Below are 17,607 nucleotides of genomic sequence, written 5' to 3' on the forward strand. Positions count from 1 at the left end.
TGATGCTCCCACCTGAGGTTTACAGATGTTGCGCGCCCTGTCTGTTTTGTTGCTGATCTGTTTGTGTCAACCGGTTTCTGCTGCAGAGAAATCGCCTAACATTGTCTTCATACTGGCGGATGACCTGGGCTGGAAAGATCTCGGCTGCTATGGAGGCACACTCGCGGAGACGCCTCACCTGGATCAACTGGCATCGGAAGGGATGAAATTTACCAACGCCTATTCCCCGGCTCCGATTTGTTCTGCTTCGCGGGCGGCGATTTTGACCGGAAAAACTCCCGCGCGATTGCATTTTGAATTTGTGACAAAACCTGCCGGCGTGAAACCTCCCGTACGTCAATTGATGCCACCCGCATACACGCAAAATCTGTCTCTGGATGAAGTCACGATCGCGGAGATACTGCAGCAGGCAGATTACCAGACCGGTTTCTTCGGGAAATGGCATGTCTGTGAGCATTTCAAACATTACCTGGGCTGGAATCCGACTCATGGACCAAAGCAGCAGGGATTTCAGTCAGCGAAAGAAACGTTTGGCAGTCATCCGTATGCAAAGAAATTTAACTGGCAGCCCGGCGATTTCAAAGAGGGCGAGTTCCCGCCTGACGCGGTGACAGGGCATGCGATTGATTTTATCAAACAGAAACGGGAGCAGCCTTTTTTCCTGTACCTGTCTTACTTCCATGTGCATACACCGGTCCGGGCACCGACTGACTGGCTGGTGAAAAAGTATCAGAAGCGGGCTGCGGCTGACACGGGTGACGAGATCCTCCGCACCCATTATGGTGCGTTCATCGAAACGCTGGATGCTTATGTGGGGCAGGTCCTGACAGCCTTGGATCAACAGGGTTTACGCGAATCGACGCTGGTTGTATTCACGTCCGATAACGGTGGGCATCCCGAGTACGCCGACAATGCGCCTCTGCGAGGCAGTAAATGGAACCTGTATGAAGCGGGCATCCGCGTGCCTCTGCTGGTGCGCTGGCCGCAGCACGTTCAAGCAGGAAGCGGCTGCACAAAACCGGTGAGTGGAATCGATCTGTTTCCTACGTTTTGTGATGTGGCACGGGTGGATTGCTCTGCGTTGACACTGGATGGTGAGAGCCTGCTTCCCCTGTTCCACGGGGCAACTGCTGCCTGGCCTGAACGGGCTTTAACGTGGCACTTCCCTTATTACCATCCGGAAAAAGGTTATACCAAAGCGAAAGAGACAATCGAAATAAACGACTTCATCGTCAGCAAAACGAAACCGGTGTCTGCCATTCGCCGGGGGGACTGGAAACTACTGCAATTTTATGAAACCGAACAGAGTGAGTTGTACGACTTGAGCAAGGATCCTTCCGAGCAACGCAACCTCAGTAGTACTCACCCGAAGCAAGCAGCAGAACTGCAGTCCGAATTGAAACAGAAGCTGCAGGCACAACGGGCGCGTTATCCTGTCGCTGCCAAAGCTGAGTGAAGTCGAACGAGCGAATTAACCAAGCTCAGCAATCGGAGCGGAAGGACCTTCAACCAGTGGTGTGGGACGTCCGCCCGGTTTAATCCAGTGACCGTAGGGATCGATGCCCAGTTTCTTGAAGACCGTAGCACCCAGGTCTCCGGGGCCCAGTCGACGTTCAGCGATTTCACCACCGCGACGATCGGTGGCACCAATGACCTGACCGCCGGGCACTCCTGCACCCGCTGCCAGCATCGACATGACAGGAGTCCAGTGTCCGCGGCCATCGGTTTTGGTAATGACGGGACCTCGACCGAATTCACCCAGTACCAGTACCAGCGTCGTATCGAGCAGACCTCGTTCATCAAGATCACTGATCAGCGTGGCGATACCATGATCGAGAACCGGCAGCATTGGCTTGAGGCCTTTGTTGATGCCGCCCCATTTGACTTCGTCGCCGTGATGGTCCCAGTGTCCCCAGGCGTCGCTCATCGTAATGAAAGTCACTCCCGCTTCGACGAGTCGGCGGGCCAGCAGTGATTTCTGTCCAAAGGAATGATTACCGTACTTTTCGCGAACCTGGGCTGATTCCCGATTCACATCAAAGGCTTTGGCAACATTGCCTGAGAGCACCATGTCGTACGCTTCCTGCACATAACGATCCTGCAGGGAAAGTTCGGGCGAGAGCTCTGTATGTTTTCGCAGTCGATCAAACTGCTGACGTAATTCTTCACGGTCCGTCAGGCGGGCGGTCTGCACACCGGCAGGCATTCCGAATTTTCCAGCAGACTTGACGCCGTCCAGAGGTTCATAACGATGCCCGAGATGACCGGCACCATAGATGTCGGCGGCCATACTGTCGGCTAATGCGACGAAGCCGGGCATGCCCGGTACATTGGGACCACGGAATTTCGCGGCGACCGAACCCATGGATGGATAACCGCCGCCGTCCCGATTGTCGTTCGTACGACGTGACTTGGGATTGCAGGCCTGAAAAGTCGTCGGTGTGTGGTTACTGGATGACGCGTCCATGGAACGGATAATGGCGAACTTGTCCATCATCGCAGCCTGCTCTGGCATATGCTCACAGATTTCAATGCCGCTGACGGAAGTCTGAATCGGATTGAAGGGACCACGGATTTCCTTTGGTGCCTGCGGTTTGAGATCCCACATATCCAGCTGACTGGGTCCACCAGACAACCAGATCATAATCACAGACTTGGCCTGAACCGGATGCGTGAGCTGAGCCTGTGGTGCGGCCAGCGCCTGTCGCTTGAGTAGTTCGGGCATCGAAAGTCCGGCCAGTCCCGCCATTCCCATCTGCAGAAACCAGCGACGGCTGCCGACGTGCACCAGATCAGAACCGGGGGCAAACGCGGAAAATCCGCTGCCAGACTCATGATGTTGTCCGTGGGAAATACTGGAGCGGTTGAGTGATTGGGACATCCGAATTCTCCCGTAGTTCAATCGAGTGGTCGATTATTAATTAAGGTTAGATAAAAAACGGTTTTTGAAATAAAAAACAAACCCTCTTCTATCCTATCTTTTGTGGTGAGCAGCTCAGGCAGGACTTTTAAGTATTATCAGCATACACGAATATGATCGGAAATAACAACGCGAAGTTCCTGAGAATTATTAAGAATCTTCATTGATATGTTCATTCAGACAGTACCCCGGCGGTATAATTCCTGCAATACCTGCCAACCGAACCAGTCAGAATGGCATTTCCACGTTAACTTAAGTCAGTTTCAGTAGTTTGATGGCATTTTCACGATTAATTTTCGCGCGGACCTCAGCCGGTAGTTCGAGTTTTTCGAACAGTTCAAACTGAGGCACATTCTGACCAGGTGCAAGATAATCGGTGCCGAACAGAATTCGATCCTGACGACGGATTAAAAACTCCGTGCCGAACTCCAGATCACGGGAAATGGAATTCGCACCGGAACCTGCTGAGAGATCGCCATAAATATTGGGATAACGACTCATCAGATCATCGATGGCACCACCCGGTTTCACTTTGTCTTTAGGATAGCCGCCCAGTTCTTTGGGAGTGAGACCACCGGAGATCGAAGCCCACCAACCGGGACCATGGCCGATGAAATTCAATTCGGGAAATGTTTTGAGGGCATTTTCCAGACGCTTCAGTCCGGGAACATCTTTACCGCGAATGGTATCGATATGAAACAGGAGTGGAATGCCAACTTCCTGGCAGGCTTCGTAGACGCGCATCATCAGTGGATCATCAAAATTGAGCCCCACCTTATGTTCGCCGAAGCCCTTCGCCCCCTGATCGACCCAGCCTTGAATCATGCCGACCAGCGCTTTCACACTGCCGGCATGTGTTGTACGCGGGTCGACAGAGCAGAACGGAACCAGACGATCGGGATGATCTTTGGCAGCTGCCAGCACCGACTCGGTCGTCTGCAGATACTTGGTCGATTCCGGCGACGTCAACGGCAACACACAGGACTTCTCGATCTGGTTCTCGTCCATCCACTCGATCAGACCTTCCGACGTCAGATTCTTTTTCGGATCGGTATAGGTGCCAATATGAGTATGGACATCAATGAAACCGGTACCGGCTTTGATGCTGGGTTCGGCTGCCCTGGCTGCCCGGGTGGGCCATTGCCCGGCTACGGTGCCGAGGCCAGCCAGTAGAAGTGATTTGGAAAATTCGCGGCGGGAGAGATTCATATTTTGTACCAGGTAATTAATGGAAGGATTGGGTCGTGCTGATTCCATTCAAAACGACCCTATCAGAAAATACAAGTCTGGAATTCATTTTTGTTTGGGAACGCGACGACGGTTCTCGAATGTAATCTGCTTGACGCCTTTCGGTGCGGCATTCGCCTGTTCAATCCGTTCATGGAGAATCTCCGCCAGTTCGTCGCGTAATTTTTGAGTCTTCGCCTGGTTTGCCAGGTTATGCATTTCCGCAGGATCGGAACTGTGATCGTAGAGTTCTACGCCTTCACTGCCATTTGTTCCCCATTCGGTATAACGGAAGGTGGGAGTGCGCAGACTGTATCCGTTCAAATATTGTGTGAGTGCGGTTTTGCGTGGTGTTGCTGTCGCATCTTTTAAGGCAGGCACCTGGCTGATACCGGAAACGGACGCCGGTGCTTTCAGTCCACACAGTTCAGCCAGCGTCGGATAAAAGTCGACCATTTCTGCTGGAGCAGCAGCGGCCTGCCCCTTCGCGGTGACACCGGGTCCCGCGATGATCATGGGGACGTGAGTTGCGTTTTCAAACAGTGTGGTTTTCTGCCAGTGTCCATGTTCGCCCATGTGATAACCGTGATCGGAGGTGAATACGACGATGGTGTTTTCATCAAGGCCTGTCTCTTTAAGAGCAGACAGGATGTGTCCCAGTTGGGCGTCGGCGAAGGTAATCGATGCGTAATAGGCCTGAATCGCCTGGCGGGCCAGCTTGTCGGGCAGATCAATCTGATCCTTTTTGCGGGTGACCGATTTCCGTGCCGACGCCGGAATGGTCTTCAGGTATCCGTCCGGGATCTGTGGCACTTTGATCTGCTCAACGGGGTATTTTTCGAAATAGCTTTTCGGAGCGACATAAGGTGTATGCGGTCGATACAGACCAACAGCGAGAAAGAAAGGTTCTTTGGACTCCGCAAATTTTTTCAACTGCTGAATGGCGATGTCAGCGGCGATGCCATCGGTCTGCTCAGCATCGGTTCCCTCGGCAGCCAGCCAGCTGAGCGTACCCCCATAGCTTCCCGGTACCAGGCTGAAGATCTGGTCTTCGTCATCCACATCGCGACCGCGGGGATTAAAGGTCTGATTCCAGGAATAAGGGTCATCGTGTCCACTGGTCCCAATGTGTTTGGGAACATTGTAGTGGTAGATTTTTCCCACACGGGTCGCGAAGTAACCGTGATCTCGAAACATCTGCGACATCGTTTTTACGTTGGGCACATGTTCCCGAATATAAATTCCATTGCGATGCACGAGAGTCTGATCGGGATACATACCGGTCATGAACGAGGCCCGACTGGGACCACATAACGGGAACTGACAGTAGGCGTGTTCAAAGCGAACGCCCTGTTTTGCCAGTTGATCGATATTCGGAGACTGGACCTGTGGATGTCCATAACAGCCCAGATCACAGTTCAGGTCATCACAAATCAGAAACAGAACGTTGGGCTTTGTATCTGCGGAGAAAACAGACTGTGTTGTGATTAGAAAACAGAAGATGCAGGTAATGATTCGACCGAGGCTGTAGATCATGAACGCGCTCCGTTGTAATTGACCGGTTTGATACAGATTGTGACTATCCATGCTAGCAGACCCGGTACTTGAATTCAGCAATGAATTCTGGATCGAAGCAAGAAAAAACGCGATCTTATTGCGGGACTGATCAGCCCTGCACTTTCGAGACGAACGATTCCATAATCGCCAGTGTTTCCGGGCTGACATGGTGTTCGATGCCTTCGGAATCGGTGGCGGCAGTCTCTTCACTGACGCCGAGCGCAATCAGAAAACTGAGGACAATTTCATGACGACGGCGGGAATCTTTCGCGAGACGCGCGCCTTGCGTGGTCAATTCCACGGGACTGTAAGGCTCGGTGGTGACATAACCGTCCCGCTGCAGTCGGGCCACGGTACGATTGACAGTCACATGGCTCACGGCGAAGTGTTCCGCCAGATCTTTCACCCGGCAAACGCCCTGCTCTTCGATCACGACTGCGATTGCTTCTACATAGTCTTCTGCAATTTCCGTTGCATGATCCACACGCGTGCGCTCGTGTTGATTCTTTGGTTTCTGCTTCTTAGCCATCCTGTCTCGCCTTGAGTGTCGTTTGTGATTTCCGGCGTTCCATGTTACCGGGATGTGGCTGAGTTTGACAGCCTTAAGGAAACGGAATTGGAATCGAAGTACAAGTGAATTCGAGTCTTAACACAATAAGCAGCTTCAATTGACTACAGGAAACAAAACCAGAATGAACTGACTGAAATCGCGATTAATTTCAGTCAACTAATCTTGTTTACAGCACCTGTTCAACTTAACCTACTGATTCATACCAACGTCTTTTATAAATCAGGTTTATAATGATTCATCGATTCGACTTTTCTGGTTCTGCCGTTATTCGCTCCAGGTTACTGCAAAATATTGAAGCAGGCAGCAGACGCCCGCAGTCTGTGATTTTTTCTCGTTTTTTGCTGGGTCTGTGTATCTGCCTGGCAAGTTCGTGCGGCAGTTCGACTCCCACGGAAACAGAAAAATCAACTCCGCTGCATGAGGCGATTTCATCGACAACTCCAAAGCCTGAAAACAAGAGTTCTGCCCCCAGCAGGACACTGAAGCCTCAGTCTCCAAAAACTACCTCTTCCGCTAACGACAATCCCCCAACGAGCAGGCCGGACAAAGATTCGACCGAGCTGGTATTTAAAATTGTTTCATTACACAAGAACGTGCAACAGTTTCTGGAAAAGTCCGAGAAGAATATCGATCTGGCGGCCAGAACAGCACAACGCTCCCTGGACTCGACTCTGCAAAAAAACTTTGCTTTCTATGAGCCTGGTTCGTTACGCGTCGATTTGAGACAAAACAGAATCTCCCTCAGAGTGAACACAGCGAACGTCAGTGATCTGGTACGTAAGTTGAACGAAGTTGGTTATCAGATGATAACCGTTGCCCCGCTAGAGCGGACACTTCGCGAAGAGCTGGCGGCAGAATCTGGAGCGGACTCACTGGTAAAGCAGGAACTTCACTATTCGGCCCAGATCAAAAGTCCTGAATACCAGTCCCAGCTCGACCAGAATTTTCAGATCGGCTCGGAAGCGTTACGACTGATTTTGAATGAACGTTTTAAAAACGAAGTGCCTGAATATGTGCCAGACTCCCTGGTACTGGATCTTGAATATGAGAAGCTGACGTTTGAAGTGATCACCTACCCCAGCGCTAATCTGGGCGTTCAGATCAATAACCTGTATCAGCTTCCAGTCAGCATTGGCGCGAAACCATACCGAACCATCGAACAACGCACAGAACAGCAGCTTCATCCCAGCCAGGTCACCTACAAGATTGTCGGCATCGCTGATTTTTATGAACGCGCGATGCAGGATCAGTTCGGTTACAATTTCTGGCGACGTTCTCTGATCCACGATCTGGAAGATCGCCTGGAAACCGGTCTTACGGGGTATGTGCCGTTCAGCCTGGATGTCAATCTGGTGAAGAAGACCATTACGTTTCAACTCGATCATTACCCCGATCACCGTGTAAAAGAATTCATCAATGACGAGTCGGGGAGTCGAGTTTCAAACACGAAGATTAAAGTCTCAGCAGAGCCTGCTCTGGTGGAAACCCCGGGTCCTGTAATCCGCACGCCTAACAGACCCATGAAGCGGGTTGTCCTGAAGGTTCTGCTGGCAGAGAAAAGACTCAGAAATGTATTCGATCCTCCCCGGCCATTACGGCCCACTGACATTCAAGGCATTCACCGACATCTTGATGACGAACTGATTAATAATCTGGATGGGTATATCGGAAAGTCCGTCCAGTTTGATATTCCGAACAAGGAGTTATCCTTTCAGATTGATCGTGTTCCCCCTGATGACCTGATCAAAATGGTAAATGGAATTCGCTCCTTGGATCTGGATGTCGATCAGGAACTGGTTTCAGTAGAGGATGTAGTCTATGACCCGGAAGCCTCTGAAAAAACCATGTATTTCAGCTTCATCAATCAAGGTCAGAAACTACACCAGTTTGATAAGACCTTTACGCAGCATATGGCGGACGGAAACCTGGGTGCAATCGGAGGCTACATTCCCGGCTCTCTGCAGATGGATTTTGACGAGGGGACGTTTAACATTCGTGTGCGAGTCGTTGAGGATGATGCCAGAGATATCGAGACAGCAACAACTGCCTTAGCGAGGATCAAACTTGAATGCACTCACCTGAATACAACCCTGCCTGAATCGAGTGGAAATGGAAATCCACAGCAGCCGGGGATGACTGCAAAACAGTCAGCAGAGCCGGCACTGGTAAAGGAAAACGTCAGAGTGACAGTAAAATATGGTCTGTATGGCGGCAGAGCCACGGGGAAACCTGAGAAAAGTGCCCGGGATGCGCTCGACGGATTTACCTGGATCGATCTTAAAACACTGCAGTTTGATGCCGCGAAGAAGGAATTCTCATTCGAGACCACAGGCCCCTTCAACCGCGGGGCTCTTGAGCGTTCGCTGAAACGTCAGAAATTCTATCAATGCCTGATTTCGCATGAGGCATTGATAAAAAAAGACACATCGAAAGAGTGACATTTCTCCGACTCTATTTTCAGAGTAGAGATGCATGAATAACCGTCACATTTCCTTCGATCGTTTCATATATCTTCTGATTCGCTGACTCCCTGCTGGTTTTCTTCCAAACTGACTCCACTGCCGGCTAAACTGAATGCCCGGTTCTCTCCTCAGTTTAAGTGCCAGAAATTTACATACATGTTTTCAGTTGCCTGTTTTCAGACATGACTGAGCAGGCGAAGACGACCAGTCAGTCTTTCCCTTTGAGATCGAAAGCCTGTCCCCAACCCCCCGGAACTCAACCGATGACAGAACCCACGTCAGACGATAAGCGACATTTTCAAGAGAACGACCAGGGTATCTATCAGCCCGTCATCGCGGTCCAGCATCGCAATGATGAATATGATGAGAAGGGCTTTGACACCTTACGCGAAATGCAGACAAAACATTTCTGGTATTCGGGCCGCCATCGTTTTATCGAGTACACGCTGAAAAAAATGATGAAATCAGCGGCAGGTCAGCACAACGATTCCTTGTCGATGATTGATCTGGGAGGAGGCTGTGGAGGCTGGGTCCACTATCTGACAGACAATGCAGACTATTCCCACTGTGAACTGGCTTTAGGAGATTCTTCAATCCATGCGCTTGAGTATGCCGCCCATTATGTCGGACCGGCGGTAAAACGATACCAGATTGATCTGCTCCAACTCCCCTGGAAAGATCGCTGGGATGTTGTCTTTTTACTCGATGTTCTGGAACACATTCCCGACGACATATCAGCTTTACAGCAGGCATACAATGCCTTGCGTCCTGGGGGACTGCTCTTCGTCGCGACACCGGCATTGAAGTTTTTCTGGACTTACAATGATGAACTGGCGCATCACGTGCGGCGGTACTCAAAAAAAGAGTTTGCTGTCCTTGCCGGGCAGGTAGGATTTGACTTGCGTCTGACCCGCTATTTTATGTTTCTGCTGAGTCCCCTGCTTTATCTGAGCCGTATCAAATCACCTGATTACAAAAACATGAATGCGGTTGAGATCAGAAAACTGCTCGTTCAAACACATCGTGTCCCCGCCCCCCCTGTCAATGCAGCGCTCAAGACGATTTTTCACCTGGAAACTCCCGCCGGTGTCTGGATTCCCTTTCCCTGGGGCACTTCCATTCTCGGAGTCTTTCAGAAACCGATTGAAGAACAGCAGTGAAACCCTTTTTGTATAAAAAAATCCCGAACCGGTTCTTTCATCAGTACCGGTCCGGGATCCTGTTTTCAAACTCAGAACCGGCTTATGCGGTTTTGAGTAACTGACTCTGCTGAGTGTTGCTGATCATCCCTTCTGAGAGTGTCAGCGTTTTTCTGGCACAGCTGGCGGCGGACAGATCGTGGGTCACCATGATGATCGTACGCCCCTCTTCGTTGAACTGCGTCAGAAACTCCATCACCTGATCCTTGGTATCCGGATCGAGGTTCCCTGTCGGTTCGTCGGCCAGAATGATCGACGGATCATTGGCCAGCATGCGTGCCAGTGCGACGCGCTGCTGCTGACCGACACTCAATTCCGCCGGCTTGTGATGCAGGCGATCCTGCAGGCCGACTTTCGTGAGCAACGCTTCCGCTTTCTCCTGCTGCTCGCCGCGATGTTTCTTCGCCAGCAACATCGGAATCTGCACATTTTCGATCGCCGTCAGATAAGGAATCAGATTGAACGTCTGAAAGACGAAGCCGATCTTATTCTGCCTGACTTCCGCCCGCAGATTGACGGGCAGATCATAGATCGACTCCCCATCCAGCAGAATCCGACCTTCCGAAGGGGCCGACATCGCTCCCAGCATGGAGAGCAGTGTCGTTTTCCCACTCCCACTGGGCCCAATAATGGCGATAAAATCACCGCGGGCAATTTCCAGGCTGGTGGAATCAAGGGCCACCACCTCGTCCTGCTTCTTGCGATACACTTTGCGAACTGCTTCTAACGTTAACATGGATCAGACCTCCTTGAAGCACATACAGGGATCGAGTTTGGCCGCCTGTCGTGCGGGGATATAGCTGGCAGCAATCGTCACCAGCACGGCAATCGCCGCAGAAATGAATGCCAGGGCCGGAACGGGCAGAACCGAGACATCGGCAAAAGCGGGCCCCAGGAACATCGCCAGCACACTGCCTGCGATATAACCGGTGATACCACCTGCAAGCCCCAGCAAAGCTGCTTTGGCCAGAAAAAGCTGTGTGACAAAGCGGGGTGTTGCCCCCAATGCCATCAGCGTGCCGATTTCGCGACGGCGTTCCATCACGTTGGCAAAGCTGGCACTGGCCATGCTCGCACCTCCCACGGCAATCAGAATCGCCAGGAACAGGTACGACAGATTCGTCATCATGCGATTGATGGAAATCTGGGTCTCCACGACGTTCGCAATTGTGACGACTTTCGTACCCGGCAGCAGCGACTGCAGGTCCCCGACCAGGCCGTTAGCGACATCTTCACAGCAGCCCATGACTTCAATAATGTTAACCACTTCGCCCGACTTCGAGAGACGCTGCACCGTATGCAGGTGTGCGAAAACGCGACCGTCGTCAACGGTTCCCGTTGACGGCAGTGTGGTCAACACCGTAAACTTCTCACCCAGCAGTTCCAGAGAATCGCCGGCGGCCAGTCCGTTATTCGCGGCATAGTCTGAGCCGAGAATGACTTCATTCTCATTCAGGTTCTGTAACGCCCGTCGATCTGCCAAAGCTTCAGGTGCATCCTGATTTTCATCGATCACATTGATTTTGGCTTTGCAGCCTTCGTGTTTTTTGAAAATCATGCCTCCCTGCCAGGCGGCCATTTTCTGAATTTCTTCCTGGGGCAGGATGCCTGTGAGAATGACATTTTTACCGTCAATCTCGGTCGGCACACACAGCTTGGGAGAAATGGCTTCCACGCCTGTCAGCCCCGCGAGTGCCAGTTCCGCGACATGCTCTTCAGGAATGGTTTCCGCGTGCATATCAGCAGAATAGTAATCCTGCAGCGTGACTCCCTTGGGTAGAATGAGCACATTGGCTCCCAGCTTATCAAGTTTTCCAGCGACTTCTTTCTCAGAGAAAATCGTCACATTGCGGATCGCCACTAATGCAGTGACACTCAACATGATTGCCAGCAGACTGGCAATCAATGCGGTCGGACGTTCCCGCAGTTCTTTCCAGATAATTGATCTCATGGTCATGAGACAGTCTCCTTTATCAATGTGACGAATTATTTACAGTGTTTACAGCCTTCAACGCCACAGCTTTTACCTGCCTTTTTCAGTTCGGCAATCAACTGCTGGCTCGTCACATTTCCGTTGTACATGCCAACCATCACACCGGGAGGCGCCATGAACACAACTTTGGTATTCTGTCCGTCCTGAGGGACTTCGAGTTCTTTCAGGAAGTCGGCTTCCGCGGCTTCTGTCTGTGAGACGTTGACCACTTCCACAACATTCTGATAGCAGGGAACGGCTTTAAAGTCCTGCACGCCTTGGGGCATTGCTGAGCTCGAACCCGCGTTGACACACAGCAGTACCATTTTGCGGCTCTGCAGTGTCTTCATGCAGCGGCACTTGGCCGGCGAGACGAACGACTGCTGAATGTAGTCAGCGTTGATCTGTTTCACGAACGAACCGGTGATCGCGCCATTGGGAGCCACTGCCAGCGTCAGCGGCATTGGTGCGCGTGACACGCCGTACTCTTCGACGATTTTTGCTTCCGCGGGATCACTGGTGTTGACGGCGACAAATGTGGTGGTGTCATTTTTGCCTGACAGATTCTGCTGCAATGTGCTCCACATGGCCTTGGTGGCATCGTCCTGGTTTTTCCAGAACATGATGAACGTATATTTGTTCTCCTTCGCAGCTGCGGCCCGGGAGGTTTCGACTTTGCTGAGCGACGCAATCTTTTGTACTTCCTGGGCTGAACTTACTGACGTCAGCGCCAGCACGAAAGCACAGACCACACACAACTGCAGGCGATTATTTTTGAACGAACTGAAATTCGAACGTGTGAACATGTTAAGATTCCTCTGTTTTGTATTAATGATTTGTATTTATTTCAAATGGAAGTTCCGGAGCCGCTTCCTCATAAGGAATCGGACTGACGCGGAACATAACTGATCGTAAACTCTGTCTCACGCATTCTTCATACCAATGGCGGGACAGCACGCTGAAATCAGGCGGTGGACCAGCGGGCCCGGAAGAACATCTATAGACGCAAAGGTGCGGTAATCATTGCTTGTGAAATATCGATGGCGGTTGTATTTAAAACGGCCAGGCGGCCCGATAAATGATTCTCGACGATCAGCATGCCGGGGGTGGTTGTCATGCTGCGGAGATTCACGGCGGGTGTGGTTTGCGCAAATACGATTTCAGAAATATGGCAGGCACAGGGACAATCGTGCTGCTCGTGATGTTCCCGGGACTCATGGAGATCGTGCCGATGACAGGTTTGAGAACAGCACGCAGGTCGAACGGCAACACAGACTTCCTGTTCCGGTTCGGCATGCCCCCATTCGCTGATCGCAGACACCCCGTGTCCCCAGCAGACGGGGCAGGGTTGCATTATCAGGACGATCAAAAACAGACGAAGCAGTTTCATCGGATAGTTTCACTCAAATCGTGACGACAGAGATTTTCTGTGTGTATTTCGTTCTGTTCCGCGGAGTACGCACGGAAAACTGTGGTCAAAGTGACCACAAGTCGAATCTCTATGAATACCCTGTTTATCGTCAGCTGCACTTCGACAGCTTTACAGCAACTCAAGATTTGAGGTGCTCCTATGTGACTCTGATCACCCACAAAACTTCCTGTTTTTAACAACTTACAAACAGGCACCAAACCCAGCCATCCCAGACACCCTAAGATGAAATTATCGACAACCGCTTCGGTGCCCAGGAAGCTGACTGGAAATGTGAGCCATCGACAGAAAAAACTTGTATCAACTACAAACTGTAGTTATATTGCCTACTAAATGTAGTCATGCGCTACTGCGGGCGCTAATCCACCTGAATCGATACGGAATAACTTTATGTCAGCTCATGAATCTGCTCCCCTCACCCCTGCCCAACGAGATCTGATGGAAATCGTCTGGGCAGAAGGGGAAGTCACTGTGTCCGAGGTACGGGACCTGCTGGAGGCAAAACGGAATCTGGCGAGAAACACCGTCCTGACCATGATGGTGCGGCTCGAAGAACGGGGCTGGTTGCAGCATCGCACGCAGGGACGTACCTTTGTGTATTCGGCGGCGCGTCCCAAAACAGTCTCACTGGGGATGCGTGTCAGCCAGATGGTCGATCGACTCTTCGCCGGCTCCCCGGAAGATCTGGTCACCGCATTAATCGAATACCGTGGCCTGACTGCAGCCGAAACCAGGCGCATCCGTTCCATGATTGAACAGGCAGAGGCAAAACAAAAACAGTCGGGACAGCGGAGGAAGAATCAATCATGAATGTCTTACCCTGGATGCCCACTGACCAGCCCCTGCTCTGGATGTTCAATGTTCTGATTCAGACCAGCTGCATCGCCCTGTTCGCGATACTGGCGGGACTTGTCCTGCGACGCTCACCAGCCGCCCGCTACAGCATGCTCTGTTCCGCACTCTTTCTGGTCTGTCTCAGTCCCATCTTTGCTGCTGTGCTGCAGGCAACCAGTTTCAGTCTGTTGATCGTTCCCGTGAGAGTTCGTACGTCTGATCCAGTTGCATCGGCCTCTCAGGAGTCACAGACAGCAGTACCGGCCCCTGATCTCTCTATTTCTGAAACCACTTTGAACGTCGACTCCCTGTCAACGTCTCCCTCCGCATACAATACCGCTGAAAGTGACAGTCTGGTTCAGGATACCGGTCAACACGCGACATCGCAAAAAGCTGGTGAACCAGATCAACCGACGTTTCAATCAGCGTCGACAACCACTTTCCTTCCGGGTGACAGTTTATTCCGTCCTGCCATCTCCCTGCTTCTGTTGATCTGGGCCGGCGTATCGCTGGTACTGCTGATTCAGTTCGCGGTAAGCTGGTTCCGGTTGTCAAAGCTGTTACGAACCGCCAACGAAAATACTCGTGAGGACCTGGCAGAGATCCTGAATCAATCCTGGACAGCACTGAACCCAGGCAAACGAACACGTCCGAGACTGTTGTTTTCCAATCAGGTCTCCGGTCCTGTGGCCGCGGGCATCCGTTCGCCGGGAATCATTTTACCCGAAACGCTGCCGGATCAGATCAATGCCGAGCAACTGCGAAACATTCTGATTCACGAACTGGCACACATTGTGCGCGGCGATCAGATTGTGGTGCTGCTGCAGAATCTCATTCGGGCTCTGTTCTGGCTGCACCCGCTGGTTGGTCTGTTAAATCGCCAGGTGGCACAATCACGAGAGGAAGTCTGCGACAACTACGTGCTGACAGTGGCCGACGCTTCCTCATACAGTCTCACACTTTTGACGATGTCTCAACTTCTGAAGTCTCCGCGTGCGTATTCAGGTGCGGTCGGATTATTTACCTCAGGCTGGAAACTGGAACAGCGTGTCGCCGGACTGTTGGATGAACACCGCAGCCGGGTGACACGACTGAGTCTGCCTGCATGGTCCTTGATAGTCGTCGTGTCAGCGGTCATCTCACTCACTGCCGCTGCCGGCACGGTCTCAATGGCGGCTGCTGAGTCTGTCGAATCCGATCAGCCGGCGAAGGCACCTCAGAAAACAGCTTCGAACGAACCGAAGACCTCTGATGAGTCCGTTAAAAAGACAGCCGTCACTGACAAAACAAAAACAGATAGCGCCCCTGCAGACCAGAAATTCCGCTACACAGGCAGGGTGGTCGATGCAAAGGGGCAACCGATTGAGGGAGCTACGATCAATGTCATACATTCGAGTGCGCGGCAATTGAATGCAGGTGTGAACGTTTTCGTTCCGACTCATCAGTCACTGGCTCAAGTTCGCACGAACGCAGACGGGCAGTTTCATGTAGAATTTAACGACGGATGGACCCGTTATCAGCGCGACCGCAAAATTCGAAAAAGTCCTCCCGGTTCCAACCCGGGTACCATTCTTCTAGCCACAGCGCCGGGACATGCGCCCGCCTGGATTTCCTCCCTGGAGGAAACAGAGGGCAAACCACTGCAATTCACACTTGAAGAACATACGCCCCCCATCCGTGGTCAACTGGTGAACCAGACAGGGAGGGGTCTGGCGGGAGTGACGGTGTCGCTGGTCTCACTCTGGAACACGGAAAAGGGAGCCGTTGATCGCTGGCTGCAGGAGTTGCCCGAACTTCGCAAGCAGGGGCTGTTACCTGCTTATGAAAATCATATTCTGCAGGACAGCTACCAATCTACGGCGGGCCAGCTTCCTGCTGATTCTTACATTACCGCGAACACTCCAGGCATCCCCGCCACGTTCAAAACAGACAACGACGGGCGCTTCCAGATTTCAAACCTCGGAAAGGACCGCCTCGCCGTTCTGAAAATCGAAGGCCCCGGCATCGCCACACAGTTGATTGCCGTCGTGACCAGAGAAATGCAGCCGGTCCAGGCACGACCGCTAGAGTACAGCGACCTCATTGACGCCACTTACTATGGAGCCGATTTCCAAGTGGTGACGAAACCGGAACTGGTCATCAAAGGCATTGTACGCGACCGGGAGAGCAGTGCCCCGATTTCCGCCCGCATCACAGCAACCCGCGCAGTCTCCCGCGTGAAGAGACCAGGATACAACAGCACGCATATCCGCAATCTCGATCTTGATTGTGACACTGATGCAGCGGGGAAATTTCGTATCGCGCATCTGCCCCGTCACAGCGACCTGCAGCTAAATGTGATCCCTGAGGAAGATCAACCCTACTTCCGGACCTCTTTGCAAGTTACAGAACCTGAAGTGGACAAGCCTGTATCTCTCGACGTGAAACTGCAGCGGGCCATCCTGTTTCGCGGAACGATTACCGATCAACGCACAGGCAAGCCGATTCCGGATGTCCGTTTTGACTACTTCCCCCTGCGTTCCAACGAGAATGCGACAAACTACCTGCGCTATCAGTCGCCCGGCAATGCCGTACAACCGATGCGTCAGCGATTCAAGTCTGCGGAGGATGGATCGTTTACGCTGCTGGGCATTCCAGGAAAAGGGATCATCGCGGGACAGCTTCGTAATCCGGATTACCGTACGGGAGCCGGGCTGGAAGAATTAAAGGACCTGATCAGCAAAAACACAAAGACATTAAAAACATACGATTATTGTTCCTACACCGATTATCAAATTCTGAAGCTGGTCACAGTCCCGCCGGGAGAGAAAGAATTCAACGTGGAGCTGCAGATTGACCGCGGTGCTTCAATCCAGTTTGAAGTGGTCGGCCCCGACGGTAAACCGCTCACGGGTTACACGATCAATGGCCGCCCCGATGTGAAGGCAAAAGGGAACGTTTCCACAAGGGACGGCTTTTATGAGAACCAGACCCACACGATTTACTTCCAGCACCCTGGCTTAAGCCTGGGGCGTGCCGTCACCATTACCGGCGTTCCTGAAGCTGGTCTGGTACACAAAGTGCAACTGGAACCACTGGGATCCGTGAAAGGGCAACTGGCTACAGAGAAAGATGTCCCTCTGACGGGATCCAAAATCGAACTTCTCCGCCGTGCCATTCCGGGAACAGATGCGGCTCCCACCCGGGATGTGTTAAGGCTCGAGAAAAGTTTCCGCTGTAAACAAGACGGATCATTCGAGTTTCACGATTTACCGGTCGGAGCAGAATACACGCTCTACTCAGTTCTGGGTCACTTCTATCTGCCGGAGCAAATCAAAGTGGAACCGGGGGAAACCATTGATCTGGGTGTGATTCAAGTTCCAGAAAAAAAGCAGTAGAAAATATTCATCAGTCATCCGTCAGACTTGGCACTTCGCACGGATTTTATCTCTTTGCA

General features: G+C 51.9%; 13 protein-coding genes. 5 read left to right on the top strand and 8 right to left on the bottom strand.

The features are described 5' to 3' along the window. Positions 1–25 precede the first annotated feature (25 nt). Positions 26–1,456 (top strand): sulfatase, encoded by a 1,431-nt coding sequence (locus tag GmarT_RS25495; RefSeq protein WP_002647185.1) that lies wholly within the window; start codon positions 26–28, stop codon positions 1,454–1,456. Positions 1,457–1,471: 15 nt separating this feature from the next. Here the strand turns inward: GmarT_RS25495 and GmarT_RS25500 are convergent, their stop codons facing one another. The 4 genes from GmarT_RS25500 to mntR form a co-directional block, all read right to left on the bottom strand. Beyond that, entirely contained in the window at positions 1,472–2,881 is a 1,410-nt protein-coding gene (locus GmarT_RS25500; protein WP_002647184.1) for a DUF1501 domain-containing protein, read from the bottom strand. A gap of 291 nt (positions 2,882–3,172) precedes the next feature. Continuing rightward, positions 3,173–4,177: an amidohydrolase family protein gene (locus GmarT_RS25505; protein WP_002647183.1), complete on the bottom strand. Its 1,005-nt coding sequence runs from the start codon at positions 4,175–4,177 to the stop codon at positions 3,173–3,175. A gap of 36 nt (positions 4,178–4,213) precedes the next feature. Next, positions 4,214–5,683: a sulfatase gene (locus tag GmarT_RS25510; RefSeq protein ID WP_044238585.1), complete on the bottom strand. Its 1,470-nt coding sequence runs from the start codon at positions 5,681–5,683 to the stop codon at positions 4,214–4,216. A gap of 130 nt (positions 5,684–5,813) precedes the next feature. Then, complete coding sequence (mntR, locus tag GmarT_RS25515; protein ID WP_261337835.1) at positions 5,814–6,287, bottom strand: manganese-binding transcriptional regulator MntR; 474 nt, start codon at positions 6,285–6,287, stop codon at positions 5,814–5,816. Between the two features lie 218 nt (positions 6,288–6,505). Here mntR and GmarT_RS25520 point away from each other — a divergent pair, with 218 nt between their 5' ends. Both GmarT_RS25520 and GmarT_RS25525 read left to right on the top strand, forming a co-directional pair. After that, complete coding sequence (locus GmarT_RS25520; protein WP_002647180.1) at positions 6,506–8,713, top strand: hypothetical protein; 2,208 nt, start codon at positions 6,506–6,508, stop codon at positions 8,711–8,713. A 287-nt stretch (positions 8,714–9,000) separates the two neighbouring features. Next, entirely contained in the window at positions 9,001–9,897 is an 897-nt protein-coding gene (locus GmarT_RS25525; protein ID WP_044238570.1) for a class I SAM-dependent methyltransferase, read from the top strand. A gap of 82 nt (positions 9,898–9,979) precedes the next feature. Here the strand turns inward: GmarT_RS25525 and GmarT_RS25530 are convergent, their stop codons facing one another. From GmarT_RS25530 to GmarT_RS25545, 4 genes are all read right to left on the bottom strand, one after another. Continuing rightward, positions 9,980–10,672 carry an ABC transporter ATP-binding protein gene (locus GmarT_RS25530; protein ID WP_002647178.1) on the bottom strand — a complete coding sequence of 231 codons (693 nt, stop codon included), beginning with the start codon at positions 10,670–10,672 and terminating at the stop codon, positions 9,980–9,982. Between the two features lie 3 nt (positions 10,673–10,675). Continuing rightward, positions 10,676–11,893, bottom strand: coding sequence for an ABC transporter permease (locus GmarT_RS25535; protein WP_002647177.1), 1,218 nt, complete (start codon positions 11,891–11,893; stop codon positions 10,676–10,678). A gap of 29 nt (positions 11,894–11,922) precedes the next feature. Further along, on the bottom strand, positions 11,923–12,714 hold the full coding sequence (locus GmarT_RS25540) for a hypothetical protein (protein ID WP_002647176.1): 792 nt from the start codon (positions 12,712–12,714) through the stop codon (positions 11,923–11,925). A 191-nt stretch (positions 12,715–12,905) separates the two neighbouring features. Next, complete coding sequence (locus GmarT_RS25545) at positions 12,906–13,298, bottom strand: hypothetical protein (protein ID WP_002647175.1); 393 nt, start codon at positions 13,296–13,298, stop codon at positions 12,906–12,908. 429 nt (positions 13,299–13,727) lie between these two features. On the opposite strand from GmarT_RS25545, the gene GmarT_RS25550 reads away from it, so the two are divergent. Next, positions 13,728–14,147: a BlaI/MecI/CopY family transcriptional regulator gene (locus GmarT_RS25550; RefSeq protein ID WP_002647174.1), complete on the top strand. Its 420-nt coding sequence runs from the start codon at positions 13,728–13,730 to the stop codon at positions 14,145–14,147. Then, positions 14,144–17,548: a M56 family metallopeptidase gene (locus tag GmarT_RS25555; RefSeq protein ID WP_002647173.1), complete on the top strand. Its 3,405-nt coding sequence runs from the start codon at positions 14,144–14,146 to the stop codon at positions 17,546–17,548. Before GmarT_RS25550 ends, GmarT_RS25555 begins: the two co-directional genes overlap by 4 nt. Positions 17,549–17,607: the final 59 nt, after the last annotated feature.

Origin of the sequence: Gimesia maris, assembly GCF_008298035.1 — a bacterium.
Classification (GTDB): domain Bacteria; phylum Planctomycetota; class Planctomycetia; order Planctomycetales; family Planctomycetaceae; genus Gimesia; species Gimesia maris.